Below are 25,642 nucleotides of genomic sequence, written 5' to 3' on the forward strand. Positions count from 1 at the left end.
GAGCCGCGACGGGAGCCGACGAGCAGTGACGATCGGGATGGTTGTTCTCATCATTCTGGTGGTGCTGCTCGCGGCCTCCGTCGCGGCTCTCGTGTATCGGCTGACGATGCTCCGTCGCGGTGGCACGGCGGCGATCCTGCGGGTGACGCCGGCGGAAGGCGGCAGCGGTTGGCGACACGGTGTGGTCCGGTACGGCGAGAGCGCACTCGTGTTCTACAAGCTGTCGAGTCTGCGGCCCGGACCGGATACGCGGATGAACCGGCAGGGCATCGAGGTCGGTGCGCGCCGGGGACCGGTGGGCGACGAGTACGACATCATGACCGACGAGATCGTGATCCTCGACGTCATCGACGGTGACCGCACGTACGAGATCGCGCTCGACCGGGGTGCGCTGACGGCGTTCCTGTCGTGGGTGGAATCGCGGCCGTCGGGTCGGTCGATGCGGGGACGCCCCACTGCGTGACCTCGGGAGCGTGTGAGCTCGGGTGGAATGGAAAAAGGGAGGCCGATTCGGCCTCCCTTTCGTCGTTCCCGGCTCCGGTCAGTCCGTGCGCCCGGCACCCGGCGCCCACAGCACGTCACCGCCGGGGTTCGCGACGCGACCGAGGATGAACAGCAGATCGGACAGTCTGTTGAGGTACTTGGCAGGCAGCGCGTTGGTGTTCTCCGGGCTCGCGTCGACGGCTGCCCACGCGGCACGTTCGGCGCGGCGGGCGACGGTGCGGGACGTGTGCAGGAGCGCGGCGAGGGGGGTGCCGCCGGGCAGGATGAACGAGTTCAGCGGCTCGAGACGTTCGTTGAACGTGTCGCACCAGCGTTCGAGGCGGTCGATGTAGTCCTGGGTGACGCGCAGCGGCGGATACTTGGGATCGGCCACGACCGGGGTGGAAAGGTCGGCGCCGGCATCGAACAGATCGTTCTGGACCTGCCGGAGGACGTCGACGATCTCCTCGGACGGGTTTCCCAGGGCCAGCGCGACGCCGATACTCGCGTTGGTTTCGTCGCAGTCCGCGTACGCGACCAGACGCGGATCGTTCTTCGACACGCGCGAGAAGTCGCTGAGTCCGGTGGTTCCGTCGTCGCCGGTACGGGTATAGATCCGAGTGAGATGCACAGCCATGGCGCCACGGTACCGCTCAGCGGGCCGCACGATCTCGTGGCTAGGCTGTGCCCTTGTGAGTGAACGCTTTCTTGTCGCCGGTGGAAACCGACTCGTCGGTGCGGTATCGGTAGGTGGGGCGAAGAACAGCGTCCTGAAACTGATGGCGGCGGCTCTGTTGGCCGAGGGCACGACGGTGATCAGCAACTGCCCCGACATCCTCGACGTGCCGTTGATGGCCGACGTCCTGCGAGGCCTCGGCTGCGAAGTGGTCCTCGACGGGGACATCGCGACGATCACCACGCCGGCCCGCCCCAAGTACCACGCGGATTTCGAGGCTGTCCGGCAGTTCCGGGCGTCGGTGTGTGTGCTGGGTCCGTTGGTGGCGCGATGCCGGAAAGCGGTCGTGGCGTTGCCCGGCGGTGACGCGATCGGATCACGTCCACTCGACATGCATCAGTCCGGACTGCGCCTGCTCGGTGCCCGCAGTGAGATCGAGCACGGATGCGTCGTGGCGGAGGCGGACGATCTGCACGGCGCCAACATCCGGTTGGCCTTCCCCTCGGTGGGCGCCACCGAGAACATCCTCATGGCGGCGGTGCTCGCGGTGGGGGAGACCGTCATCGACAACGCCGCCCGGGAGCCGGAGATCGTCGATCTCTGCACGATGCTGAATCGAATGGGCGCCAAGATCTCCGGCGCCGGGACGAACACACTCACGATTCGTGGTGTCGAGCGGTTGGAACCGACGTCGCACCGCGTGATCGGCGACCGGATCGTCGCGGCGACCTGGGGGATCGCGGCCGCGATGACGCGCGGTGACGTGACGGTCCGCGGCGTCAACCCGAAGCACCTCACCCTGGTTCTCGACAAGTTGCGCACTGCCGGATCTCGAATCACCCTCGAACCGAACGGCTTTCGCGTCGAGCAGGACGGTCGACCGCAAGCGGTGAACTTTGCGACGCTTCCATACCCGGGCTTCCCGACGGACCTACAGCCGATGGCCATCGGTCTGGCCGCGGTCGCCGAGGGCACCTCGATGATCACCGAGAACGTCTTCGAAGCGCGCTTCCGTTTCGTCGAGGAAATGATCCGACTCGGTGCCGACGCGCGTACAGACGGACACCACGCAGTCGTCCGTGGTGTCGCCGAACTGTCGAGCGCGCCGGTGTGGTCGTCCGACATCCGTGCCGGCGCCGGCCTGGTCCTCGCCGGGCTCGTCGCAGACGGGGTCACCGAAGTGCACGACGTCTTCCACATCGACCGTGGCTACCCCCGTTTCGTCGAGGACCTGTCCGGGTTGGGTGGCGACATCCGTCGCGTACAGGACTGACGGGCCGCATTTTCCGGCTGTGACCTGGCGATTTGGTGTTCTGTGGTGGGTTCGCGTAACTTATTCCAGGTCAGAGCGACACGGACACCGACCCGGACGCGATCTTCACTGGTCAGCGAGGGAAAACGAGGTTGTACGGGGAGCGCCTGACGCATCCGGAAGTGTGCTTCCCTGCTTCGTGTAGGGTGGTTGTACTGCGTCCGGGTGGCCCGGAAGGGTGACCGAGTTTGCGCTCGGGAGCCGGACGGGATAAGCTGGAACGGTTGCCCCGGAACGAGAAGCCGAGTGTTTCTGGTGATGGTGTGTGCGTGTTCTTTGAGAACTCAACAGTGTGTCGATGAATGTCAGTGCCAATTTTGGTACTCTGCCCCGTCTGTTTCGGATGGGGTGGGTATGTGTCGATTCTTTCATTCTTCCGTCTGGGAGGGTCGACCGAAACAGCTAGTTTGAGTTTATTTGCTAGTGATTTGACTCGATGTCTATGACTGATTGAGGTTTCGGCCTCCAATCGTGAGTCTTCAACGGAGAGTTTGATCCTGGCTCAGGACGAACGCTGGCGGCGTGCTTAACACATGCAAGTCGAGCGGTAAGGCCCTTCGGGGTACACGAGCGGCGAACGGGTGAGTAACACGTGGGTGATCTGCCCTGCACTCTGGGATAAGCTTGGGAAACTGGGTCTAATACCGGATAGGAGCTCCTGCCGCATGGTGGGGGTTGGAAAGGTTTACTGGTGCAGGATGGGCCCGCGGCCTATCAGCTTGTTGGTGGGGTAATGGCCTACCAAGGCGACGACGGGTAGCCGGCCTGAGAGGGCGACCGGCCACACTGGGACTGAGACACGGCCCAGACTCCTACGGGAGGCAGCAGTGGGGAATATTGCACAATGGGCGAAAGCCTGATGCAGCGACGCCGCGTGAGGGATGACGGCCTTCGGGTTGTAAACCTCTTTCAGCAGGGACGAAGCGAGAGTGACGGTACCTGCAGAAGAAGCACCGGCCAACTACGTGCCAGCAGCCGCGGTAATACGTAGGGTGCGAGCGTTGTCCGGAATTACTGGGCGTAAAGAGCTCGTAGGCGGTTTGTCGCGTCGTCCGTGAAAACTTGGGGCTCAACCCCAAGCTTGCGGGCGATACGGGCAGACTTGAGTACTGCAGGGGAGACTGGAATTCCTGGTGTAGCGGTGAAATGCGCAGATATCAGGAGGAACACCGGTGGCGAAGGCGGGTCTCTGGGCAGTAACTGACGCTGAGGAGCGAAAGCGTGGGTAGCGAACAGGATTAGATACCCTGGTAGTCCACGCCGTAAACGGTGGGCGCTAGGTGTGGGTTTCCTTCCACGGGATCCGTGCCGTAGCTAACGCATTAAGCGCCCCGCCTGGGGAGTACGGCCGCAAGGCTAAAACTCAAAGGAATTGACGGGGGCCCGCACAAGCGGCGGAGCATGTGGATTAATTCGATGCAACGCGAAGAACCTTACCTGGGTTTGACATACACCGGAAAGCCGTAGAGATACGGCCCCCCTTGTGGTCGGTGTACAGGTGGTGCATGGCTGTCGTCAGCTCGTGTCGTGAGATGTTGGGTTAAGTCCCGCAACGAGCGCAACCCTTGTCCTGTGTTGCCAGCACGTAATGGTGGGGACTCGCAGGAGACTGCCGGGGTCAACTCGGAGGAAGGTGGGGACGACGTCAAGTCATCATGCCCCTTATGTCCAGGGCTTCACACATGCTACAATGGCCGGTACAGAGGGCTGCGATACCGTGAGGTGGAGCGAATCCCTTAAAGCCGGTCTCAGTTCGGATCGGGGTCTGCAACTCGACCCCGTGAAGTCGGAGTCGCTAGTAATCGCAGATCAGCAACGCTGCGGTGAATACGTTCCCGGGCCTTGTACACACCGCCCGTCACGTCATGAAAGTCGGTAACACCCGAAGCCGGTGGCCTAACCCTTGGGAGGGAGCCGTCGAAGGTGGGATCGGCGATTGGGACGAAGTCGTAACAAGGTAGCCGTACCGGAAGGTGCGGCTGGATCACCTCCTTTCTAAGGAGCATCTCCCCACACCGCCTCGAACAGTCGGGGTCGGGGTGAGGGCAGAGCCATTTCGGATTCACATGTAATCCGGTGGTGCTCATGGGTGGAACACTGACAATCTCGTTCACAGTTCAGCGGGTCACATGGCCGGCTGGTGGACGATATATCGGCGCACTGTTGGGTCCTGAGAGAACACGCAAGTGGTTGTCTCGAAGGAAGAAACGATCCTGTTCGGATGTCAGGCAGACCGCATCGCTTCGGTGGTGGTCATGGTGCTGGCGGGAGTTCGATCAGGGTGTGTTGTTTGAGAACTGCACAGTGGACGCGAGCATCTTTGTTGTAAGTAATGAAGAGCGTACGGTGGATGCCTTGGCACCAGGAGCCGATGAAGGACGTAGGAGGCTGCGATAAGCCTCGGGGAGCTGTCAACCGAGCTGTGATCCGAGGGTGTCCGAATGGGGAAACCCAGCCACAGTGATGTGTGGTTACCCGCGCCTGAATATATAGGGCGTGTGGAGGGAACGTGGGGAAGTGAAACATCTCAGTACCCACAGGAAGAGAAAACAACATGTGATTCCGTGAGTAGTGGCGAGCGAAAGCGGATGAGGCTAAACCATGGGTGTGTGATAGCCGGCAGGCGTTGCATTCGTGGGGTTGTGGGATTCATCTTGTCGATTCTGCCGGATCGGCCGACAGTAAGAAATCATCGTGTTAGTCGAAGTGGTCTGGAACGGCCTGTCGTAGAGGGTGAGAGTCCCGTAGACGAAAACGTGGTGACTGTCGTGATGGACTCCCGAGTAGCAGCGGGCCCGTGAAATCTGCTGTGAATCTGTCGGGACCACCCGATAAGCCTGAATACTACCTGGTGACCGATAGCGGACTAGTACCGTGAGGGAAAGGTGAAAAGTACCCCGGGAGGGGAGTGAAATAGTACCTGAAACCGTGCGCTTACAATCCGTCAGAGCCTGCGCCACTTCGGTGGGTGGGTGATGGCGTGCCTTTTGAAGAATGAGCCTGCGAGTTAGCGGCATGTCGCGAGGTTAACCCGTGTGGGGGAGCCGTAGCGAAAGCGAGTCCGAATAGGGCGGTCGAGTGGCATGTTCTAGACCCGAAGCGGAGTGATCTACCCATGGCCAGGGTGAAGCGACGGTAAGACGTCGTGGAGGCCCGAACCCACTTAGGTTGAAAACTGAGGGGATGAGTTGTGGGTAGGGGTGAAAGGCCAATCAAACTCCGTGATAGCTGGTTCTCCCCGAAATGCATTTAGGTGCAGCGTCGCGTGTTTCACTCTGGAGGTAGAGCTACTGGATGGCCGATGGGCCCCACAAGGTTACTGACGTCAGCCAAACTCCGAATGCCAGAGTGTGAGAGCGCGGCAGTGAGACTGCGGGGGATAAGCTTCGTAGTCGAGAGGGAAACAGCCCAGATCGCCGGCTAAGGCCCCTAAGCGTGTACTAAGTGGAAAAGGATGTGGGGTCGCGAAGACAACCAGGAGGTTGGCTTAGAAGCAGCCACCCTTGAAAGAGTGCGTAATAGCTCACTGGTCAAGTGATCCTGCGCCGACAATGTAGCGGGGCTCAAGTACACCGCCGAAGCCGCGGCATTCACACAACACCCATGCGGTTCTACGGAGCTGTGTGCAGTGGTGTGGATGGGTAGGGGAGCGTCGTGCAGCCAGGGAAGCGCCGGAGTGATCCAGGTGTGGAGGCTGCACGAGTGAGAATGCAGGCATGAGTAGCGAAAGACGAGTGAGAAACTCGTCCGCCGAATGACCAAGGGTTCCTGGGCCAGGTTAATCCGCCCAGGGTGAGTCGGGACCTAAGGCGAGGCCGACAGGCGTAGTCGATGGACAACGGGTTGATATTCCCGTACCCGTGTGGACGCGCCCCTGGTGAATCAGTGATGCTAAGCGCCCTGAAAGCGGGTTTCCTCCTTCGGGAGTTTTCCTGCCGGATGCGCGTGAACCGATCTGGTAGTAGCCAAGCGATGGGGTGACGCAGGAAGGTAGCTGAGCCAGTCAGTGGTAATACTGGTGTAAGCGTGTAGGGCGAGTGGTAGGCAAATCCGCCACTCATACGCCTGAGACGTGATGCGTAGCCGATTGAGGCGAATTCAGTGATCCTATGCTGCCGAGAAAAGCCTCTAGCGAGCTTTCACACGGCCCGTACCCCAAACCGACACAGGTGGTCAGGTAGAGAATACTAAGGCGATCGAGATAACTGTGGTTAAGGAACTCGGCAAAATGCCCCCGTAACTTCGGGAGAAGGGGGGCCTTGTCTGGTGACCGGATTTACTCCGTGAGCTGGGTGGGGCCGCAGAGACCAGAGAGAAGCGACTGTTTACTAAAAACACAGGTCCGTGCGAAGTCGTAAGACGATGTATACGGACTGACGCCTGCCCGGTGCTGGAAGGTTAAGAGGACCGGTTAGCCATTTCGGTGGCGAAGCTGAGAATTTAAGCCCCAGTAAACGGCGGTGGTAACTATAACCATCCTAAGGTAGCGAAATTCCTTGTCGGGTAAGTTCCGACCTGCACGAATGGCGTAACGACTTCTCTGCTGTCTCAACCACAGACTCGGCGAAATTGCATTACGAGTAAAGATGCTCGTTACGCGCGGCAGGACGAAAAGACCCCGGGACCTTCACTATAGCTTGGTATTGGTGTTCGGTTCGGTTTGTGTAGGATAGGTGGGAGACTGTGAAGCATGCACGCCAGTGTGTGTGGAGTCGTTGTTGAAATACCACTCTGATCGTATTGGACATCTAACCTCGGACCATGATCTGGTTCAGGGACAGTGCCTGGTGGGTAGTTTAACTGGGGCGGTTGCCTCCCAAAATGTAACGGAGGCGCCCAAAGGTTCCCTCAGCCTGGTTGGCAATCAGGTGTCGAGTGCAAGTGCACAAGGGAGCTTGACTGTGAGACTGACAGGTCGAGCAGGGACGAAAGTCGGGACTAGTGATCCGGCACCGGCAAGTGGAAGCGGTGTCGCTCAACGGATAAAAGGTACCCCGGGGATAACAGGCTGATCTTCCCCAAGAGTCCATATCGACGGGATGGTTTGGCACCTCGATGTCGGCTCGTCGCATCCTGGGGCTGGAGTAGGTCCCAAGGGTTGGGCTGTTCGCCCATTAAAGCGGCACGCGAGCTGGGTTTAGAACGTCGTGAGACAGTTCGGTCTCTATCCGCCGCGCGCGTTAGAAACTTGAGGAAGGCTGTCCCTAGTACGAGAGGACCGGGACGGACGAACCTCTGGTGTGCCAGTTGTTCCGCCAGGAGCACTGCTGGTTAGCTACGTTCGGAAGGGATAACCGCTGAAAGCATCTAAGCGGGAAGCCTGTTCCAAGATGAGGTTTCTCACCCCCTCGAGGGGGTAAGGCCCCCGGCAGACCACCGGGTTGATAGGCCAGAACTGGAAGTCCGGTAACGGATGGAGGTGACTGGTACTAATAGGCCGAGGACTTACCACAAAGAAGCTACGCGTCCACTGTGCGGTATCTGAAACAACACACAGATACCCATCCGATCCCCACCACACCCCGAGGGTGTGGTCCGGGCGGGGTCGGAGGGGGTGTGACAGTTTCATAGAGTTACGGCGGCCATAGCGGAGGGGAAACGCCCGGTCCCATTCCGAACCCGGAAGCTAAGCCCTCCAGCGCCGATGGTACTGCACTCGACAGGGTGTGGGAGAGTAGGACACCGCCGAACACCCGTTACCGAAGGCCCCCACCATTCTTGGTGGGGGCCTTCGGCATTTCCGCATGCTGTGGGCCGGTCCGGGCACACCGGCCCGGCACCCACCGCAACCGGGAACCGGGGTGAACAGCGCCCGGCCCGGACCATCCACTAGGGTGGGCCGAGTGCGTCTCGTGATTGCCCGCTGCCGTGTCGACTACGTCGGTCGTCTGACCTCCCATCTGCCTATGGCTCGACGACTCCTGCTGATCAAAGCGGACGGATCGGTGAGCATCCATGCCGACGACCGCGCCTACAAGCCGCTCAACTGGATGAGCCCCCCGTGCTGGCTCACCGAAACCACCGACGGTGCCGGTGACGGTTCGGCGGAAGGGGCGTCCGAGAACCAGTTGTGGGTCGTCACGAACAAGGCCGGCGAGGAACTGCGGATCACCATCGAGGAGATCGAGCACGACTCGAGCCATGAATTGGGCGTCGACCCGGGTCTGGTCAAGGACGGCGTCGAAGCCCACCTCCAGGAACTCCTTGCCGAACACGTCGAAACGCTGGGAGAGGGATACAGCCTCATCCGCCGCGAGTACATGACGGCGATCGGGCCCGTCGACCTGCTGTGCCGCGACGCGGACGGGGCGACCGTCGCCGTCGAGATCAAACGGCGCGGCGAGATCGACGGCGTCGAACAGCTCACCCGCTACCTCGAGCTGCTCAACCGGGATCCGCTGCTCGCCCCGGTGGCCGGTGTGTTCGCGGCCCAGCAGATCAAGCCGCAGGCCAAGACCCTCGCCACCGATCGCGGCATCCGCTGCCTCGTCCTCGACTACGAGGCACTCCGTGGGACGGAGAGCACCGAGTTCCGGCTGTTCTGAGCTGAGACAGGGCCACACCTAGACTGGACGGCGTGCCGCGTCGTAACCAACCCCGCAGAACGCCCCGTCGTACCGACTCGTCCGTCGACGGCCCCACGTACGGGAACGCGACGGCACGGCACGAATCCGGGCCCGCCGGCTACGGCGACGAAGAGTACGTCGTCCGGCAGATTCCTGGGGCACGCGCAGTGAAGACGTACCGGTGCCCCGGATGTGACCAGGACGTGCGTCCCGGCGTCGCACATGTCGTCGCGTGGCCGTCCGATCCGGGTGGGGCCGACGACCGTCGGCACTGGCACACCGGATGCTGGGCCGGACGGCGCACGCGCGGCATCACCCGACGCTGGTCGTAACAGTCAGGAACGGGCGGGAACGTCGGCGTCCTTACCGGCAGCCTCGGCCTCGTCGAGGAGTTCGGCCTCCTTGTCGACGGATGCGAGCATCGCCGGGACGGAATCGAGCTGATCGCGGATTCCGCTGAGCTGACCGAGGATTCGGCTGCGAAGGACCCGCAGTTCCTCGGCGAGTTCCTTGGCGTGGGTGATCTTGCGTTCGGAGATCTCGGTGGCACGCTCGACGCGTCGATTGGCTTCGGCAGTGGCTTCGCTGACACGCCGGTGCGCTTCGGCCTTGCTGGAGTTCTCGCGCTGCTCGATCTCGGAGAGAGTTTTCGCGCGACGTTCGGACATCGTGATCTCGAAGTCCTGATGCTCCTGGGCGCGTTTGGCCTCGGCCTCGGTGGTGAGCCGATCACGTTCGGCAGTGGCGGCGTCGACGATACGGGTGGCCTCGGCCCGCGCCGTCTCCATGGTGCGGGCGTGCTCGCGTTCCAGCGCGACGCGGCGTTTCTCGATCTCGGCGACCTTGGTCTCGTACTCGCGGCGCATCCGGGCGCTGTCCTGTTCGGCGACGGAGAGCATCTCGGCGGCCTCGGCCTCGGCCTTCGCCCGTACCTCGGACGCCTCGTCGGAGGCGAGACGGAGCATGCGGGAAATGCGCTCGCTCATCCCCTCGAGGGTGGTGGGCGGCACGGAGAGGCGGTCGACGTCGCGGCGGAGTTCGTCGATCTCGTCGCGGGCGTCCTCGAGTTGCAGGGCCAGTTCGCGGGCCTGTGCGGCAGCAGCGTCACGGTCGGTCGCCGTCAGACGCAGTTCGGCATCGAAACGGGAGAAATAGCGTCGAACCTCGTCCTTGTCGTATCCCTTGCGGACGATGGTGAACGGCATGCCGCGGTCGTGATCGTAGGCCATGGCTGCCAATCTACCGGCGACGACGCCGGGACGACGCCTGTGGAGTGGGGCCGGGCCCGGCGCGTCGGCCCCACTCGGTCACATCGGACGACGTCCGTTGCGAGTCGGCGTCAGTGGCCGCCGTCGGCAGCCGGCTCGACCAGCTCGACCAGGACACCGCCGGCATCCTTCGGATGGATGAAGTTGATCCGCGAGTTCGCGGTGCCGCGGCGCGGGGCGTCGTACAGCAGGCGGACACCGTCGGCGCGCAGCTGGGCGCTGATGGCGTCGATGTCTGTGACCCGGTAGGCGAGCTGCTGCTGACCCGGACCGTTACGGTCGATGAACTTCGCGATCGTGGAGCTCTCGTTCAGCGGGGCGAGCAGCTGGATCGCGGGGGCACCGGCGGGGGAGCCGACGACCGACAGCATGGCTTCGCGGACACCCTGCTCCTCGTTGACCTCCTCGTGAGTGGAGACCATGCCGAGGTGCTTGCTGTACCAGGCGATGGCGGCGTCGAGGTCCGGGACGGCGATGCCGACGTGATCGATAGCGGTCACGAGCTGCGAGGACAGTCCGTTCGCAGCGGGAGTGGGGGACGAAGGTGTCATGCCACAAACGGTAGCGCTACCGTTTGTGGTGTTCTCTCCGGGCCACGGTATGCGACCGGGTCCGGGCCATGCTCGACCGATGGAGGAATCTTGACCACTTCTGTGATCGTTGCCGGGGCCCGTACCCCGGTCGGACGACTGCTCGGCGCACTGAAGGATCTGTCGGGTTCCGACCTCGGCGGGATCGCCATCAAGGGTGCCCTGGAAAAGGGCGGTGTCGCTCCCGAACAGGTCGAGTACGTCATCATGGGCCAGGTGCTCACCGCGGGTGCCGGACAGATCCCGGCCCGTCAGGCCGCTGTCGCCGCCGGCATCCCGATGGATGTGCCCGCGCTGACGATCAACAAGGTGTGCCTGTCGGGCATCAACGCGATCGCGATGGCCGACCAGCTGATCCGCGCCGGCGAGTTCGACATCGTCGTCGCCGGCGGCATGGAGTCGATGTCGCGGTCGCCGCACCTGCTGGAGCGTTCTCGCGAAGGCTTCAAGTACGGCGACGTCACGATGCGTGACCATATGGCGTACGACGGCCTGTACGACATCTTCACCGACCAGCCGATGGGCAACCTGACCGAGTCGGCCAACCACGGCGACCGTTTCGTCTCCCGCGAGGAGCAGGACGCGTTCTCGGCGGCGTCGCACCAGAACGCGGCCCGCGCGTGGAAGGACGGCCTGTTCGCCGACGAGGTCGTGCCGGTGAGCGTGCCGCAGCGCCGCGGTGAGCCGGTCGTCGTCGCCACCGACGAGGGTATTCGCGCGGACACCACCGCGGAGACGCTCGCGAAGCTGCGTCCGTCGTTCAGCAAGGACGGCTCCGTCACCGCCGGTAGCGCGTCGCAGATCTCCGACGGTGCGGCCGCGGTCGTCGTGATGTCCAAGGCGAAGGCCGAGGAGCTCGGGCTCGAGTGGATCGCCGAGATCGGTGCCGCGGGCGTCGTCGCCGGCCCCGATTCGACGCTGCAGTCGCAGCCGGCGAACGCGATCGCCAAGGCCTGCGCCCGCGAGGGCATCGACCCGAAGGACCTCGACCTGGTCGAGATCAACGAGGCGTTCGCGGCCGTCGGTATCGCGTCGACCCGTGAACTGGGCATCGACCCGGCGAAGGTCAATGTCAACGGTGGCGCGATCGCGATCGGTCACCCGCTCGGCATGTCCGGTGCCCGGATCCTGCTGCACCTCGCGCTCGAGCTGCAGCGTCGCGGTGGCGGTGTCGGTGCGGCCGCGCTGTGCGGTGGCGGCGGCCAGGGCGACGCCCTGATCGTGCGGGTGCCGAAGAAGTAGCTCGAACGAGCAGCCGACCGGCAGCCGACGCCCCGTGGTCGAGCCTGGTGTGACCAGGATCAACTACGGGGCGTCGTAGTTTCTCGGGCACAATGGCGGCCATGGCAAACATCTTCGACCTCAGCTCCTGGCCCAAGCGTTTCCGTTTCGTGGCCGTTCTGGAAGCCTTCAGCTGGGCCGGCCTGCTCATCGGCATGGCATTCAAGTACCTGCCGGAGAGCGGCCCGGAGATCGGCGTGAAGATCTTCGGACCCGTCCACGGCGCGATCTTCGTCGCCTACATCCTGGTCGCGTTCGTCACTGCGCGCGTCCTGAAGTGGAACTTCACGACCCTCGCACTGGCGATGGTGTCGAGTGTGCCGCCGTTCATGACCGTGTGGTTCGAGAAGTGGGCCGCTGGCAAGGGTCTGCTCGGGGAACTGTCGACGGGTGCTGCCACCGCCCCGCAGCCGGCCGTGACACACTGATTCCGTGACTCGACCCGGTTCTCGCCCGTCCTCTGCCCTCGCCGCGGCCATGTCCGGTGCCGTGGATCTCTCCGGTCTCAAGGAGCGCGCGACACAGCCGCCGGCACCCGCAGCCCCGGCCGGATCGGCTCCGGCGGGCGGAACCGGACTCGCGCCCGTCGTCGACGTCACCGAGGCGACGTTCCAGGCCGAGGTGCTCGAGCGGTCCATGCAGGTCCTGGTCGTCGTCGACCTGTGGGCCACCTGGTGTGAGCCGTGCAAACAGCTGTCCCCGGTGCTCGAGAAGCTCGCGCACGAGGGCGGCGGGAACTGGGTGCTCGCGAAGATCGACGTCGACGCCAACCCGGGTATCGCGCAGGCGTTCGGGGTGCAGTCGGTGCCGACGGTCGTCGCGCTCGCCGGCGGACAGCCGCTCGCCGACTTCGCGGGCGCGCAGCCGGAGGCGCAGCTGCGGGAATGGATCGCGGCACTGCAGCAGGCCGTCGACGGCAAGCTGACCGGTCCGCCGTCGGCCGGACCAGTCGAACCCGAGCCGGAGGATCCGCGATTCGTCGCGGCCGAGAACGCGCTCGAACAGGGCGACTTCGAGGGCGCGATGGCCGCCTACCGGCTCGTGCTCAATTCCGAGCCCGGCAACACGCAGGCGCAGGCGGCGCTGCGTCAGGTCACGTTCCTCGCCCGCGTCCAGGATCTACCGCAGGACGTCTACGACACCGCGGAGGCGCAGCCGGACTCCATCGACGCGCAGTTCGCGGCCGCCGACGCCGAGATGTACTCGCAGCATCCAGAGGCCGCGTTCGACCGGCTCGTCGCGCTGGTGCGCCGCACCGCCGGCGACGACCGCACCCGGGTCCGGACCCGGCTGCTCGAACTGTTCGAGCTGTTCGATCCGGCGGAGCCGATCGTGATCGCCGCCCGCCGCAAGCTCGCGTCGGCGCTGTACTGATCTACTGATTTCCCGGCTCTAAGGTTCTCAGCGGTAGCGGCCGGCGCACGTCGGCTGCCCGCCCAGGACACCGGTGCGGAACGCGTCGACGCGGGAGAAACCGCTCGGTACGGTGACGCCGTCGACGTCGCTGGCGGCGAGGCCGTCGGACAGCAGCCCGGAGATGGCCTCGTCGAGGTCGCCGGGGGACAACCACACACGGGCTGCGACGTCCGCCGCGCGAGGGTTGCCGGGGCTGAGAGCGGCGGTGACGGCCCCGGACAGGCACGCGGCCCGCAGCGCCGTCTGCGGCCCGGACAGCGGCATTCCGGCGGCCTTCTGCACCGCGAGCGTGTACCGGGATGCGAGCAGCACATAGGCGCTGTAGTCGCCGGTCACGTCGACGCTGACCAGTGCGGTGGCGTCGTCGTCGGTACCGGAGACGGGCCGTCCGCGTTCGACGAGGGCCGACAGATCCACCCCGATCGTGTTCGTGGCGGGACAGTACGACACGGGTGCGGTGGCGTCGGCGTCGGCGCAGTCGGTGTCGATACCGGTGAGATCGAGCGTCGGAGGGTCGGCGAGTGCGAAGACGGCACCGAACGAGTCGACGATGGCGCGCACCGATTCCTCGGTGACGGGAAGTTCGCCGTCGTCGCTGCGTCCCTCGTAGTGCTGCGGCAGGTCGGCGCGGCGGGAGGCGATCTCGTCGGCGTCGATGCCGGTACAGGCGGCAGGGCCGTCGGTGAAGCCGATCTGCACGGCGGTGACCCGCTCGAACGCGGAGCCGTGGACGGAGTCGGCGGCGCCGGGTTCGGTGTCGCGGACGGCGACCGTCGCCGCGAGGACCGAGTTGAGGCCCTCGCCGGTGTCGAGGGTGAAGTGGGCGGCGTCGTCCTCGGCGACGTGCCGGACGAATGCCCCGGCGAAACAGTCGGCCTGCTGTTCGAGGACGATACCGGGATCGTCGTCGCCGACGAGCCCGGACTTCTGCTGGATCGCGTGCCCGTACTCGTGGGCGAGGACCATGACGACGGACATGGGCCCGAATGCGTCGACCAGGGCCGGCAGCAGATAGGTGCGGTCCCAGCCGACGACGTCCTGGCGGGTGCAGTAGGCGGCGTTGACGAGGTCGTCGGTGCCGATACCGCAGAAGCGGGGGCCGTCGGTGTCGTCGGGATTCCACGACATCAGCTCGGACACCGGTGTGAACGTGCCCTTGAAGATCGTCGGATACTCGGCGGCCCAATAGGTTTCGATGTCGGTGATGGCGTTGACGGCGAGCCGGTCGACGGCGCTGTCGTCGCCGCCGACGACGGCGCGGACGGTGTCGGGGGTACCGGCTCTGGGGCCGCTGGGGCCGTCGTGGGCGGGCAGGCCGGCGACGGTGAACGGGTCGTCGTAGATGGAGACGGCGCGGCCGTCGGTGGTCGTTGCGCAACCGGTGGCGGTGAGGGCTGCGGCGAGGGTGAGGGCCGCGGCGCGCAGGCAGGGTCGCGTCACTGCTGCAGCCTCAGCCAGATCGCCGCGTTCGCGGGCAGGGTCACCGCGGCGGACGCGGGACGTCCGTGCCACGGGAGATCGAGGGCGGTCACGGCCCCGAAGTTACCGGCCCCGGTCCCCAGATAGTCGCGCGCGTCGGTGTTGAGGATCTCCGACCAGGTTCCGGTCTGCGGCAGTCCGATCCGGTAGTCGGTGTGCACGCTGCCGGAGAAGTTGAACAGGCACGCCACCACGGAGCCGTCGCTGCCGTAGCGCAGGAAACTGAGCACGTTCCGGTCGGTGTCGTCGGCGTCGATCCACGAGTAGCCGCCGGGGGAGGCGTCGAGGGTCCACAGGGCCGGCGCGGACCGGTAGGCGGCGTTGAGGTCGGCGACGAGGGCGAGGATGCCGCGGTGCAGGTCCCCGGTGAGCGGATCCTCGAGGTCGTGCCAGTCCAGGCCGTACTGCTCGGACCATTCGGCCGCCTGCCCGAACTCCTGCCCCATGAACAGCAACTGCTTACCGGGGTGCGCCCACATGTAGGCGAGCAGCAGTCGCACCCCGGCAGCCTTGGTGGCGGCGTCGCCCGGCATCCGGGACCACGGCGTGCCCTTGCCGTGGACGACCTCGTCGTGACTGATCGGCAGCAGGTAGTGCTCGTTCCACGCGTACATGAGCGAGAACGTGATGTCGTCGTGGTGGGCGCTGCGGTGGATCGGGTCGCGGCGGAGGTAGCCGAGGGTGTCGTGCATCCAGCCCATGTTCCACTTCATGGTGAAGCCGAGGCCTCCGACACCGGTGGAGCGGGTGACGCCGGGCCACGCCGTGGACTCCTCGGCAATCGTCACGACCCCTGGATGGCGCTGGTGGACAGTGGCGTTCATCTCCTGCAGGAAGGCGACGGCCTCGAGGTTCTCGCGTCCGCCGTGGACGTTGGGTGTCCACTGCCCGGGGGGACGCGAGTAGTCGCGGTAGAGCATGGACGCGACGGCGTCGACGCGCAGCCCGTCGATGTGGAACTCGTCCAACCAGAACAGGGCGTTGGCGACGAGGAAGTTGCGGACCTCGCGGCGCCCGTAGTCGAAAACGTAGGTGCCCCAGTCGAGCTGCTCGCCGCGCTGCGGATCAGGGTGCTCGTACAGGGCGGTACCGTCGAACCGGGCGAGTGCCCAGTCGTCCTTGGGGAAGTGGGCGGGCACCCAGTCGACGATCACCCCGATCCCGGCCCGGTGCAGGCGGTCGACGAACGCCCGGAAGTCGTCGGGGGTGCCGAAACGGGCGGTGGGCGCGTAGTACGAGGTCACCTGGTAGCCCCACGAGCCGCCGTACGGGTGTTCGGCGACGGGCAGCAGTTCGACGTGCGTGAACCCGGATTCGATGACGTAGCGCGCCAACTCGTCCGCCAGCTCGCGATACGACAGGCCGGGACGCCACGACCCGAGATGCACCTCGTAGATGCTCATCGGCTCTCGGATCGGATCGCGCCGCGCGCGGGCGGTGATCCACTCGCCGTCGGTCCAGACGTGCGTCGACGCGGCGACGATCGACGCGGTCGCGGGCGGCACCTCGGTTGCGAACGCCATCGGATCGGCCTTGTCGCGGACGACGCCGTCGCGGCCGTGGACCCGGAACTTGTACAGGGTGCCGGGGAGGACGTCGGGTACGAACACCTCCCACACGCCGGTCGCGCCGAGGGCGCGCAGCGGGAACGTGCGTCCGCCCCACAGGTCGAAGTCGCCGAGCACGCTCACCCCGCGGGCGGCGGGCGCCCACACCGCGAACGACGTGCCGGTCACGACACCGTCCGGGGTGTCGTAGCGGCGCGGGTGCGCGCCGAGCACCTCCCACAGCCGTTCGTGCCGGCCCTCCGCGAACAGATGCAGGTCGATCTCGCCGAGGGTGGGCCAGAACCGGTAGCCGTCGGCGGTGACCTCGATGTGGTCGAGCGGGTAGGCGACGACGAGACGGTAGTCGGGCAGGTCGGAGATCGGGAGCAGGGCACTGAACACGTCGTGCCCGACCGGGTGCAGCTCGTGATCGACGCCGCCGACCCGCACCGCCACCGACAGCGCGCCCGGCCGCAACGCCCGCACGACGGTGCCGTCGGGGTGCGGGTGCGCGCCGAGCACCGAGTGCGGATCGTGGTGGACGCCGTGGGCGAGGAGAGTCAGATCGTGCGGGTCGGGTGGGCACACGCTCACGGGCGGTGCTCCCGGTCGGCGAGCCGGGCCCGCAGCTCCCGCGGCACCGTCGGCAACGCCAGGATGTGCGCGCACGCCCGCCACGGTTCGAGGCGGACGAAGTTGCGCTGCCCCCACTCGTAGTGTTCGCCACTGACCTTGTCGTGCACCGTGATCCGATCGTGCCAATCGTGTCCGATCGCGGGCATGTCCAGATGGACGTGGCCCTGCTGCGCCTCCGACGGATCGAGATTGACGACGACCAGGACCGCGTCCCCGGTGACCGGATCGACCTTCGAGTACGCGATGAGCGCGTCGTGGTCGACGTGGTGGAAACGCAGGGTCCGCAGCTGCTGCAGTGCGGGGTGGGCGCGGCGGATCCGGTTGAGCGTCGCCAGCCACGGTTCGAGGGATTCGCCGCGGGCCCGCGCCCCGGCGTAGTCGCGGGGACGCAGCTGGTACTTCTCCGAATCCAGGTACTCCTCGCTGCCGGGTGCGACGGCGACGTGCTCGAACAGTTCGAACCCGGAGTAGACGCCCCACGTGGGTGCCAGGGTCGCGGCGAGCGCGGCCCGCACCGCGAACATGCCCGGGCCGCCGTGCTGCAGGCTCGCGTGCAGGATGTCGGGGGTGTTGACGAACAGGTTGGGGCGCGCCTCGTCGGCCTTCGCGGCCAGTTCGACACCGAACTCGGTGAGTTCCCACTTGTGTACCCGCCACGTGAAATACGTGTAGGACTGTGTGAATCCGCGTTTCGCGAGCCCGTACATGGGTGCGGGCCGGGTGAACGCCTCGGACAGGAACAGCACGTCCGGGTCGGTGCGTTTGACCTCCGCGATCAGCCACTCCCACAGGTCCGGTGGCTTGGTGTGTGGATTGTCCACTCGGAAGATCTCGACACCCGCGGCGATCCAGTGCCGCACGATCCGCAGCACCTCCGCGGACAGGCCGGCCGGGTCGGTGTCGAAGTTCAGCGGATAGATGTCCTGATACTTCTTCGGAGGATTCTCCGCGTACGCGATGGTGCCGTCGGGTAACTGCGTGAACCACTCCGGATGCTCCCGCGCCCACGGATGGTCGGGCGCGCACTGCAACGCCAGATCGAGCGCCACCTCGAGACCCAGCCGGGACGCCTCGGCCACGAACGCCGCGAAGTCGGCCTCCGTGCCGAGCGCCGGATGGATCGCGTCGTGCCCGCCGTCGACGGACCCGATCGCCCACGGCGAACCGACGTCGTCGGGGCCGGCGGTGAGAGAATTGTTGGGGCCCTTGCGGTTCACCACCCCGATCGGATGGATCGGCGGCAGGTAGACGACATCGAACCCCATCGCCGCGATCCGCGGCAGCTCCGCGGCCGCCGTCGCGAACGTGCCGTGGACCGGCACACCGTGGGCGTCACGGCCACCCGTGGAGCGGGGGAAGAACTCGTACCACGACCCGAACAGGGCCCGGCGCCGGTCGACCAGCACCTCGTGGCTGCGCGACGACGTCACCAACTCCCGCAGCGGACGCACCCGCAGCGCCTCGGTGACGTCGGCGGCGAACGCGGGCGCGACACGGGCCGGGAGCTGCCGGTCCGTGCGCAACGCGGCCGCGGCGGCGAGCAGCCGGGCCCGATGGTGCGGGTCGGCACCGGCGGCGGCCCGCTCGAACAACCGGGCACCCACCTCGAGATCGTTGGCGAGATCCTCCGGGCCCTGCCCGACAGCCAGTTTCGCCTCCACCGCGTGCCGCCACGTGGCCAGTGGATCGCCCCACGCCTCGACCCGGTACGTCCACGGGCCGACACTCGTCGGGGTGAAGGACGCATGGAACGCGTCCAGTTCCGGGCCCGGACGCATCGGGATCGCGAGCGTGTCGGCCGGGTGACCCGGCTTCTCGACGACGAGGGTGGCCGCAACCGCGTCGTGCCCCTCCCGCCACACCGTCGCCGACACCGGGAACACCTCACCGACGACAGCTTTCGCCGGAAACCTGCCGCCGTCGATACACGGCAACACGTCGTCGATGGCGAGGCGACCTGACACGCGGGCTCCGTTCGTTGACCGGCTGATGCGTCAACGGTAGATCAGGGGTTGCAGCGACGGTGGAATCGTCGAGCACGAGTCTCGGTGTGGGTGGACCGATCGGTACGGTATCGGGAATGGGGGAGATTCGAACACGACGCCCGGAGTCTGCCGAGACGAAGACGCAGAACAAGCTGCCAGGCCCCATTGTCCTGGCAGTGACGGGTATCGCAGTGGCTGTGCTCGTCTGCATCCACTACGACTGGTGGCCGTCCCGGTTCGGTGGCTGGCGGTGGGCGGATCCGCTGCTGTTCGCCGGTGGTGCCGTCCTCGTTCTCGCGGTGACTGGTCTCGTCTGGGCAATCCGAACCCTCTACGTCATCGGCCAGGATCGGCGATGGTCGTGGTGGATCGCTGCTGCACCCGCCGTTGTCGGCGTGGCCGCGCTTGTCGCGGTGCTGTTTCCACCCACCGGGTTCGACGACCTGCGACCGGAGTTCGAGCGCATCGCGCTCGATGTACGCGCGTCACCCGAGCAGTCACGCACCAACGTCGAGATCGGGCGCTTCGACTTCCTCTACGTCCGCAAGGACACTCGTGGGGCCGTCTACTTCGTCGAGGCAGGTGGCCTGGGACTCACGGTGAGTTCAGGATGGGCCTACTCGCCGGACGGTCCGCCAGCCGGATTCGACGACTTCTCCGCAACACATATAGGTGGGGCGTGGTACAAGTTCACCGCGGTCTGGCGGGACTGACGCACCGTCGCACGTTCACGAATGTGGGTAGTGTTCGCGGCGTGAAAGCCCTGCGCCGGTTCACCGTCCGAGCCCACCTGCCCGAGCGTCTCGCCGCGTTGGGCCCGCTGTCGACGAATCTGCGCTGGTCGTGGCATCCGCAGACGCAGGACCTGTTCGCGTCGATCGACCCGGTGTGCTGGACGGCGGTGCGTCACGATCCGGTGCGGATGCTCGGGGAGGTGGATCCGTACCGGCTGGACGCGTTGGCCGCGGACGAGGGTTTCCTGGCGGTGCTGGCGACGGCGTCCGCCGACCTCGACGACTATCTGAGCCGGCCGCGCTGGTATCAGGAGCAGGTGCGCCGCGGCGCCGACCTGCCGACCGGGATCGCGTACTTCTCGATGGAGTTCGGGGTCACCGAGGTGCTGCCGAACTATTCGGGCGGGCTCGGCATCCTGGCCGGCGACCATCTCAAGGCCGCATCGGATCTGGGGCTGCCGCTGATCGGCGTCGGCCTGCTGTACCGGTCCGGGTACTTCCGGCAGTCGCTCACCGCGGACGGGTGGCAGGCCGAACACTATCCGTCGCACGATCCGCAGGGGCTGCCGCTGCGGCTGCTCACCGACGGCGGCGCCCCGGTGCTGGTGCACGTCGGTGTGCCGGGCGGCCGGGTGCTGCGGGCGCGGGTGTGGATCGCGCAGGTGGGGCGGGTGCCGCTGCTGCTGCTCGACTCGGACATCGCCGAGAACGATCCGGACCTGCGGGCGGTGACCGACCGACTGTACGGCGGTGATCAGGAGCATCGGATCGCGCAGGAGATCCTCGCCGGCATCGGCGGGGTGCGGGCAGTGCGCGCCTACGTCCGCAGCCGCGGACTGCCCGACCCCGAGGTGTTCCACATGAACGAGGGGCATGCCGGGTTCCTCGGGCTCGAACGCATCCGGGAACTCGTCACCGGTGCGGGCGTCGACTTCGACACCGCGCTCGCGGCCGTGCGGGCCGGAACGGTGTTCACCACCCACACCCCGGTGCCGGCGGGCATCGACCGATTCCCGACGGACCTGGTGCGCCGCTGGTTCGGGGGAGGGGACGGGCAGACCGAGTCGACGCTGCTGCCCGGACTGCCCGTCGACCGGATACTCGGCCTGGGCGCCGAGAACGATCCGGGCGTGTTCAACATGGCGCACATGGGTTTGCGGCTGGGGCAGCGCGCCAACGGCGTCTCCAAGCTGCACGGCGAGGTGAGCCGCGGCATGTTCGAGTCGCTGTGGCCGGGATTCGACGCCGCCGAGGTGCCGATCGGATCGGTCACCAACGGCGTCCACGCCCCGACGTGGGCGGCCCGCGAGTGGATGGATCTGGCGCGCAGTCTCGTCGGCCCCGACCTGCTCGAGGAGGCCCGTGGCTGGGAGTGGCTGCGGGACGTGGCACCGGCCCGGCTGTGGGCCACCCGCAACCGGTTGCGGGCGCAGTTGGTGGACGAGGTGCGGCGGCGGGTGCGGGCGTCGTGGCTCGAACGCGGCGCCACCGACGCCGAACTGGGGTGGACGGCACAGGTGTTCGATCCGAACGTGCTCACCGTCGGGTTCGCCCGCCGGGTCCCCACCTACAAACGGTTGACGTTGATGCTGCGGGACGAGGAGCGTCTGCGGCGGCTGCTCCTCGATCCGGACCGCCCGGTGCAGCTGGTGGTGGCCGGTAAGAGCCATCCCGCGGACGAGGGCGGCAAGGCGCTGATCCAGCAGGTGGTGCGGTTCGCGGACCGCCACGATGTGCGGCATCGGATCGTGTTCCTGCCGGACTACGACATGTCGATGGCCCGCTACCTGTACTGGGGTTGCGATGTGTGGCTCAACAATCCGTTGCGTCCGCTGGAGGCGTGCGGGACGTCGGGCATGAAGTCGGCGCTCAACGGCGGCCTGAACCTGTCGATCCGGGACGGCTGGTGGGACGAGATGTTCGACGGCGAGAACGGGTGGGCGATCCCGACGGCGGACGGGGCGGTCGACGAGGTGCGCCGCGACGACCTCGAGGCGACCGCCCTGTACGAACTGCTGGAGCAGGCGGTGCTGCCCCGCTTCTACGACCGGGACGACGCCGGGATACCGGGACGCTGGATCGAGATGGTGCGGCACACCCTGCAGAGCCTGGGGCCGAAGGTGCTGGCGTCGCGGATGGTGCGCGACTACGCCGTCGAATACTACGCGCCGGCGGCGGTGTCGGTCCGGAACATGCTGCCGCACAACTTCTCCGGGGCACGGGAGGTGGCCGAGTATCGGCGGCGCGTGCAGTCGGCGTGGCCGGGTGTGCAGGTGGTGCAGGTGGACAGCGCCGGACTACCGGACGACCCGGAGATCGGCGCCGACCTGTCGCTGCGGGCGTTCGTCCGCCTCGGCGGACTCGACCCGCAGGACGTGATGGTGCAGGCAGTACTGGGCCGGGTGGGGGAGGACGACGACCTCACCGACACGACGGTGGTACCGATGGTGCACACCGGCACCGACGGACTCGGCGACATGTTCGAGGCGGTCGCACCCCTGCCCGTCTCGGGATCCGTCGGCTACACCGTCCGTGTCCTGCCGCACCACCGGCTGCTCGCCGGCGACGCGGAGCTGGGACTGGTGGCGGCGCCGTACGTGTAGTGAGCGGTGGCTCGAATCTCACCGAGCACGGTTTTCCGTCACAGGTTCAGTTCGGCGGCAGCACCTACGCGTCAGACCGCGCGCACTGCGTCCTCGAGCACGTCGAGTCCTTCGGCGAGTAACGCGTCGGGCACGACGAGTGGCGGCAGCAGGCGCACGACATTGCCGTAGGTGCCGCACGTGAGCACGACGACCCCACGTTCGAGGGCGTGGGCGGCAACAGCTTTCGTGGCCTCCGGGTTCGGTTCCCGGGTGCCGGGCCGGACGAACTCGACGGCCAGCATCGCGCCGCGCCCACGCACCTCCCCGACGATGTCGGCGGTGTCGGCCAGCGCCTGCAACCGCGGCCGCGTCAACTCCTCGATGCGTCGCGCCCGCCCGCACAGATCCAGATCCCACATCTGGTCGAGCGTCGCCAACGCCGCCGCACACGCCACCGGATTCCCGCCGTACGTGCCACCCAGTCCGCCGGCATGCACACTGTCGATCAACTCGGCCCGGCCCACCACCGCCGACAACGGCAGCCCCGACGCGATCCCCTTCGCCAACGCCGTCAGATCCGGCACCACCCCCTCGTGCTCGCACGCGAACCAGACACCCGTGCGGGCGAACCCCGTCTGCACCTCGTCCGCCACGAACACGATCCCGTGCGCGTGTGCCCACTCCACCAGCGTCGGCACGAAACCCGTTGCCGGAACGATGAATCCGCCCTCACCCTGGATCGGTTCGAGCACGAGCGCCGCGATCCGGTCCGCCCCGACCTGCTTGTCCAGCATCGTGATCGCCCGCCGCGCCGCCTGCTCGCCCGTCACCTCGCTGCCGTCCGGATTGCGGCCCTCCCGGAACGGATACGACATCGGTGCCCGATACACCTCCGGCGCGAACGGGCCGAACCCGTCCCGGTACGGCATGTTCTTCGCCGTCAACGCCATCGTCAGATTCGTCCGCCCGTGATACGCGTGATCGAACGCCACCACCGCATTCCGGCCCGTCGCGTGGCGGGCGATCTTCACGGCGTTCTCCACCGCCTCCGCGCCGCTGTTGAACAGCACCGCTCGCTTGTCGTGGTCGCCCGGCGTCAACTCCACCAGTCGCTCGCACAACGCCACATACCCCTCGTACGGGGTCACCATGAAACACGTGTGCGTGAACCGGGCCGCCTGCTCGGCCACCGCCGCCGCCACCGCAGCATTCGATCCGCCCGCACCCGTCACCGCGATACCCGACCCCAGATCGATCAGCGTGTTGCCGTCCACGTCGACGATCACCCCGCCGTCCGCGTCCGCCGCGTACACCGGCGCCGTCGACGCCACACACGCCCCGACCGCCGTCGCGCGCCGCGCCGCCAACGCCTGCGACCGCGGCCCGGGTAGTTCGGTGAGCAGCCGACGCTGCTGGGGAAGCCGGTACTCGACATCGGACACAGGAACCTCCCGGAAGTCGGATCAGGACGGGACGTCGCGGCGCCGGAACCCGGCCAGCGCCGCCGCGAACAACACGACCGCGAGCACCGACAGCACGATCGGCGGTACCACGTCGAACGTGTCCGCCGGCATGTTCGGGGTGAAATGGAACGGTGACGCCCACCCCGTCCACTCCGGCAGCACTTCCAGGAACATGCCGATCACCAGCAGATATCCGAGATACACCCACACCACCGCGAGGAACCTCGGCGCCCACGCGTAGACGAGAGCCGCCACCGCGATCACCGTCAGCGTCGCCGGCAACAGATTCGCGGCCGCCCCGACCAGACGGCCGAACATCGACCAGTCGTGCAGTGTCGCCGCCGCCGACACCCCCATCGCCGCACCCGCCGCCACCACGATCAGCATCGCGGCCACCGAGAGCACCACCAGCTGGGCGCCCAGCCACCGCCACCGCGACACCGGCGTCGCCAGCACGTCCTCGGCGCGACCCGACGTCTCCTCGCCGCGCGCCGACTGCACGGCCGTCATCGCATACATGCACGCCATCACCGTCAGGAACACCAGATACAACGCGAACGCGCCCTGCGCGGCGTTGCCCTCCCCGCCCGGCAACAGCCCGGACAGGCGCGGATCCTGGTCGACGAACTCGGCCACCTGCTGCCCCAGCGCCCCGATCGGGAACGCCAACGCGATCACCCCGAGCATCCACGCGAGCACCTGACCGCGCTGCATCCGCGCCGTCAACGCCGCGATCCCCGACAGCGCCCGCGTCGCCCGCGGCCGGCCCCCGCGCGGCGCGACCAGACCGGCGCCCACATCCCGCCGGCCCACCACCAGATACGCCAGCACCACCCCGATCACCGCGGCCGCGACACCGAGCAGCAGCGGCCACCAGCGGTCGTGGACGTACGCGGCGGTCGCCTGCCCCCACCCGATCGGGGACAGCCACGACCACACACTGCCGTCCTCTTTCGCGACGACGTCCCCGATCGCCCGCAGCAGATACGCCATCGCCACCGCCACCAGACCGAGCCCGCTCGCCGTACGGGCATGCGCGGTGAGCTGCGAGAACAACGCCGACGTGGCGCCGAACACCAGGCCGGTGACCGCCACCGACGCCGCCAGCGTCCACGACCCCGCCGCCGGTAACCCGACCGCCGACAGGCCCGCGCCCAGCACCAGCCCGATCAGCACGTTCGCCAGCAGCACCACCACCAGCCCCGACGTGATCGGCGCGAACCGGCCCACCACCGACGCCCGCAGCATCTCCGCGCGCCCCGTCTCCTCCTCCGTCCGCAGATGCACCGTCACCAACAGCACCGACATGATCGCGACCGCCACCATCGTCATGCCCGCGATCTCGTTCGCGACCATCGCGCCGAGTGTGTAGTCCGACAACCCGTAACCGGGTCCGGCCAGAGCTGTCGCCGCCGGCGACTCGATCAGCGCACCGCGCGCCTGCCGTGCCTCCGCGGTGGGGTAGAGGTTCGAATAACTCGACGCCAACAACACCGTCGAACCACCCACCGCGATCACCCACGCCGGCAACCGGATCCGGTCGATCCGCAACGCCAACCGCAGCAGCGTCCCCGTCCCCGCCAGCGGATCGGCGGCCCCCGACTCGACGGGACGTGACACC

General features: G+C 66.7%; 17 protein-coding genes and 3 rRNA genes. 12 read left to right on the top strand and 8 right to left on the bottom strand.

The window, feature by feature from the left end; all coding sequences use genetic code 11:
* The first annotated feature begins 37 nt into the window (after positions 1 to 37).
* Positions 38 to 463: a DUF2550 domain-containing protein gene (locus Q5696_RS07770; protein WP_305094620.1), complete on the top strand. Its 426-nt coding sequence runs from the start codon at positions 38 to 40 to the stop codon at positions 461 to 463.
* Positions 464 to 541: 78 nt separating this feature from the next.
* Here Q5696_RS07770 and Q5696_RS07775 read toward each other — a convergent pair whose 3' ends face one another.
* A complete protein-coding gene (locus Q5696_RS07775; RefSeq protein WP_305094621.1) occupies positions 542 to 1,120 on the bottom strand; it encodes a cob(I)yrinic acid a,c-diamide adenosyltransferase in 579 nt (192 codons plus the stop codon).
* A gap of 55 nt (positions 1,121 to 1,175) precedes the next feature.
* On the opposite strand from Q5696_RS07775, the gene murA reads away from it, so the two are divergent.
* The 6 genes from murA (at position 1,176) to Q5696_RS07805 (ending at position 9,369) form a co-directional block, all read left to right on the top strand.
* Positions 1,176 to 2,432, top strand: a complete 1,257-nt coding sequence (gene murA, locus Q5696_RS07780; protein WP_305094622.1) for a UDP-N-acetylglucosamine 1-carboxyvinyltransferase — start codon at positions 1,176 to 1,178, stop codon at positions 2,430 to 2,432.
* A gap of 518 nt (positions 2,433 to 2,950) precedes the next feature.
* Positions 2,951 to 4,466, top strand: a 16S ribosomal RNA gene (locus Q5696_RS07785).
* Between the two features lie 328 nt (positions 4,467 to 4,794).
* Positions 4,795 to 7,924: ribosomal RNA gene (locus Q5696_RS07790) — 23S ribosomal RNA — on the top strand.
* A 121-nt stretch (positions 7,925 to 8,045) separates the two neighbouring features.
* Positions 8,046 to 8,162 (top strand): 5S ribosomal RNA (gene rrf, locus Q5696_RS07795).
* Together the 16S, 23S and 5S rRNA genes form the textbook arrangement of a ribosomal RNA operon.
* A 152-nt stretch (positions 8,163 to 8,314) precedes the next feature.
* A complete protein-coding gene (nucS, locus tag Q5696_RS07800) occupies positions 8,315 to 9,016 on the top strand; it encodes an endonuclease NucS (RefSeq protein ID WP_305094623.1) in 702 nt (233 codons plus the stop codon).
* A gap of 32 nt (positions 9,017 to 9,048) precedes the next feature.
* The gene (locus Q5696_RS07805; protein WP_305094624.1) at positions 9,049 to 9,369 is read left to right on the top strand and encodes an Rv1322 family protein; all 321 of its coding nucleotides are present in this window, start codon (positions 9,049 to 9,051) and stop codon (positions 9,367 to 9,369) included.
* A 3-nt stretch (positions 9,370 to 9,372) separates the two neighbouring features.
* Here the strand turns inward: Q5696_RS07805 and Q5696_RS07810 are convergent, their stop codons facing one another.
* Positions 9,373 to 10,266, bottom strand: coding sequence for a coiled-coil domain-containing protein (locus Q5696_RS07810; protein WP_305094625.1), 894 nt, complete (start codon positions 10,264 to 10,266; stop codon positions 9,373 to 9,375).
* 110 nt (positions 10,267 to 10,376) lie between these two features.
* On the bottom strand, positions 10,377 to 10,856 hold the full coding sequence (gene mce, locus Q5696_RS07815) for a methylmalonyl-CoA epimerase (protein ID WP_305094626.1): 480 nt from the start codon (positions 10,854 to 10,856) through the stop codon (positions 10,377 to 10,379).
* Between the two features lie 90 nt (positions 10,857 to 10,946).
* Here mce and Q5696_RS07820 point away from each other — a divergent pair, with 90 nt between their 5' ends.
* The 3 genes from Q5696_RS07820 (at position 10,947) to Q5696_RS07830 (ending at position 13,550) form a co-directional block, all read left to right on the top strand.
* Positions 10,947 to 12,137, top strand: coding sequence for an acetyl-CoA C-acetyltransferase (locus Q5696_RS07820; RefSeq protein ID WP_305094627.1), 1,191 nt, complete (start codon positions 10,947 to 10,949; stop codon positions 12,135 to 12,137).
* A 92-nt stretch (positions 12,138 to 12,229) separates the two neighbouring features.
* Positions 12,230 to 12,604 carry a DUF3817 domain-containing protein gene (locus Q5696_RS07825; protein ID WP_305094628.1) on the top strand — a complete coding sequence of 125 codons (375 nt, stop codon included), beginning with the start codon at positions 12,230 to 12,232 and terminating at the stop codon, positions 12,602 to 12,604.
* Positions 12,605 to 12,653: 49 nt separating this feature from the next.
* Positions 12,654 to 13,550, top strand: coding sequence for a tetratricopeptide repeat protein (locus Q5696_RS07830; protein ID WP_305095173.1), 897 nt, complete (start codon positions 12,654 to 12,656; stop codon positions 13,548 to 13,550).
* 27 nt (positions 13,551 to 13,577) lie between these two features.
* On the opposite strand, the gene Q5696_RS07835 is transcribed toward Q5696_RS07830, so the two are convergent.
* From Q5696_RS07835 to Q5696_RS07845, 3 genes are read right to left on the bottom strand one after another with little or no spacing between them, the layout of a single operon-like run.
* On the bottom strand, positions 13,578 to 15,032 hold the full coding sequence (locus tag Q5696_RS07835; protein WP_305094629.1) for a neutral zinc metallopeptidase: 1,455 nt from the start codon (positions 15,030 to 15,032) through the stop codon (positions 13,578 to 13,580).
* Positions 15,029 to 17,212, bottom strand: coding sequence for a 1,4-alpha-glucan branching protein GlgB (glgB, locus tag Q5696_RS07840; protein ID WP_305094630.1), 2,184 nt, complete (start codon positions 17,210 to 17,212; stop codon positions 15,029 to 15,031). The genes Q5696_RS07835 and glgB overlap by 4 nt, the downstream gene beginning before the upstream one ends.
* Positions 17,209 to 19,218: a maltotransferase domain-containing protein gene (locus tag Q5696_RS07845; protein WP_305094631.1), complete on the bottom strand. Its 2,010-nt coding sequence runs from the start codon at positions 19,216 to 19,218 to the stop codon at positions 17,209 to 17,211. Before Q5696_RS07845 ends, glgB begins: the two co-directional genes overlap by 4 nt.
* A 197-nt stretch (positions 19,219 to 19,415) precedes the next feature.
* On the opposite strand from Q5696_RS07845, the gene Q5696_RS07850 reads away from it, so the two are divergent.
* Positions 19,416 to 19,952 (top strand): DUF1109 domain-containing protein, encoded by a 537-nt coding sequence (locus Q5696_RS07850; protein ID WP_305094632.1) that lies wholly within the window; start codon positions 19,416 to 19,418, stop codon positions 19,950 to 19,952.
* Positions 19,953 to 19,993: 41 nt separating this feature from the next.
* A complete protein-coding gene (gene glgP, locus Q5696_RS07855; RefSeq protein WP_305094633.1) occupies positions 19,994 to 22,576 on the top strand; it encodes an alpha-glucan family phosphorylase in 2,583 nt (860 codons plus the stop codon).
* 71 nt (positions 22,577 to 22,647) lie between these two features.
* On the opposite strand, the gene gabT is transcribed toward glgP, so the two are convergent.
* Both gabT and Q5696_RS07865 read right to left on the bottom strand, forming a co-directional pair.
* Positions 22,648 to 24,000 carry a 4-aminobutyrate--2-oxoglutarate transaminase gene (gene gabT / locus Q5696_RS07860; protein ID WP_305094634.1) on the bottom strand — a complete coding sequence of 451 codons (1,353 nt, stop codon included), beginning with the start codon at positions 23,998 to 24,000 and terminating at the stop codon, positions 22,648 to 22,650.
* Positions 24,001 to 24,021: 21 nt separating this feature from the next.
* Positions 24,022 to 25,641, bottom strand: coding sequence for an ABC transporter permease (locus Q5696_RS07865; RefSeq protein ID WP_305094635.1), 1,620 nt, complete (start codon positions 25,639 to 25,641; stop codon positions 24,022 to 24,024).
* Position 25,642: the final 1 nt, after the last annotated feature.

The sequence above is a fragment of the Prescottella sp. R16 genome (genome assembly GCF_030656875.1).
Taxonomy (GTDB): Bacteria; Actinomycetota; Actinomycetes; order Mycobacteriales; family Mycobacteriaceae; genus Prescottella.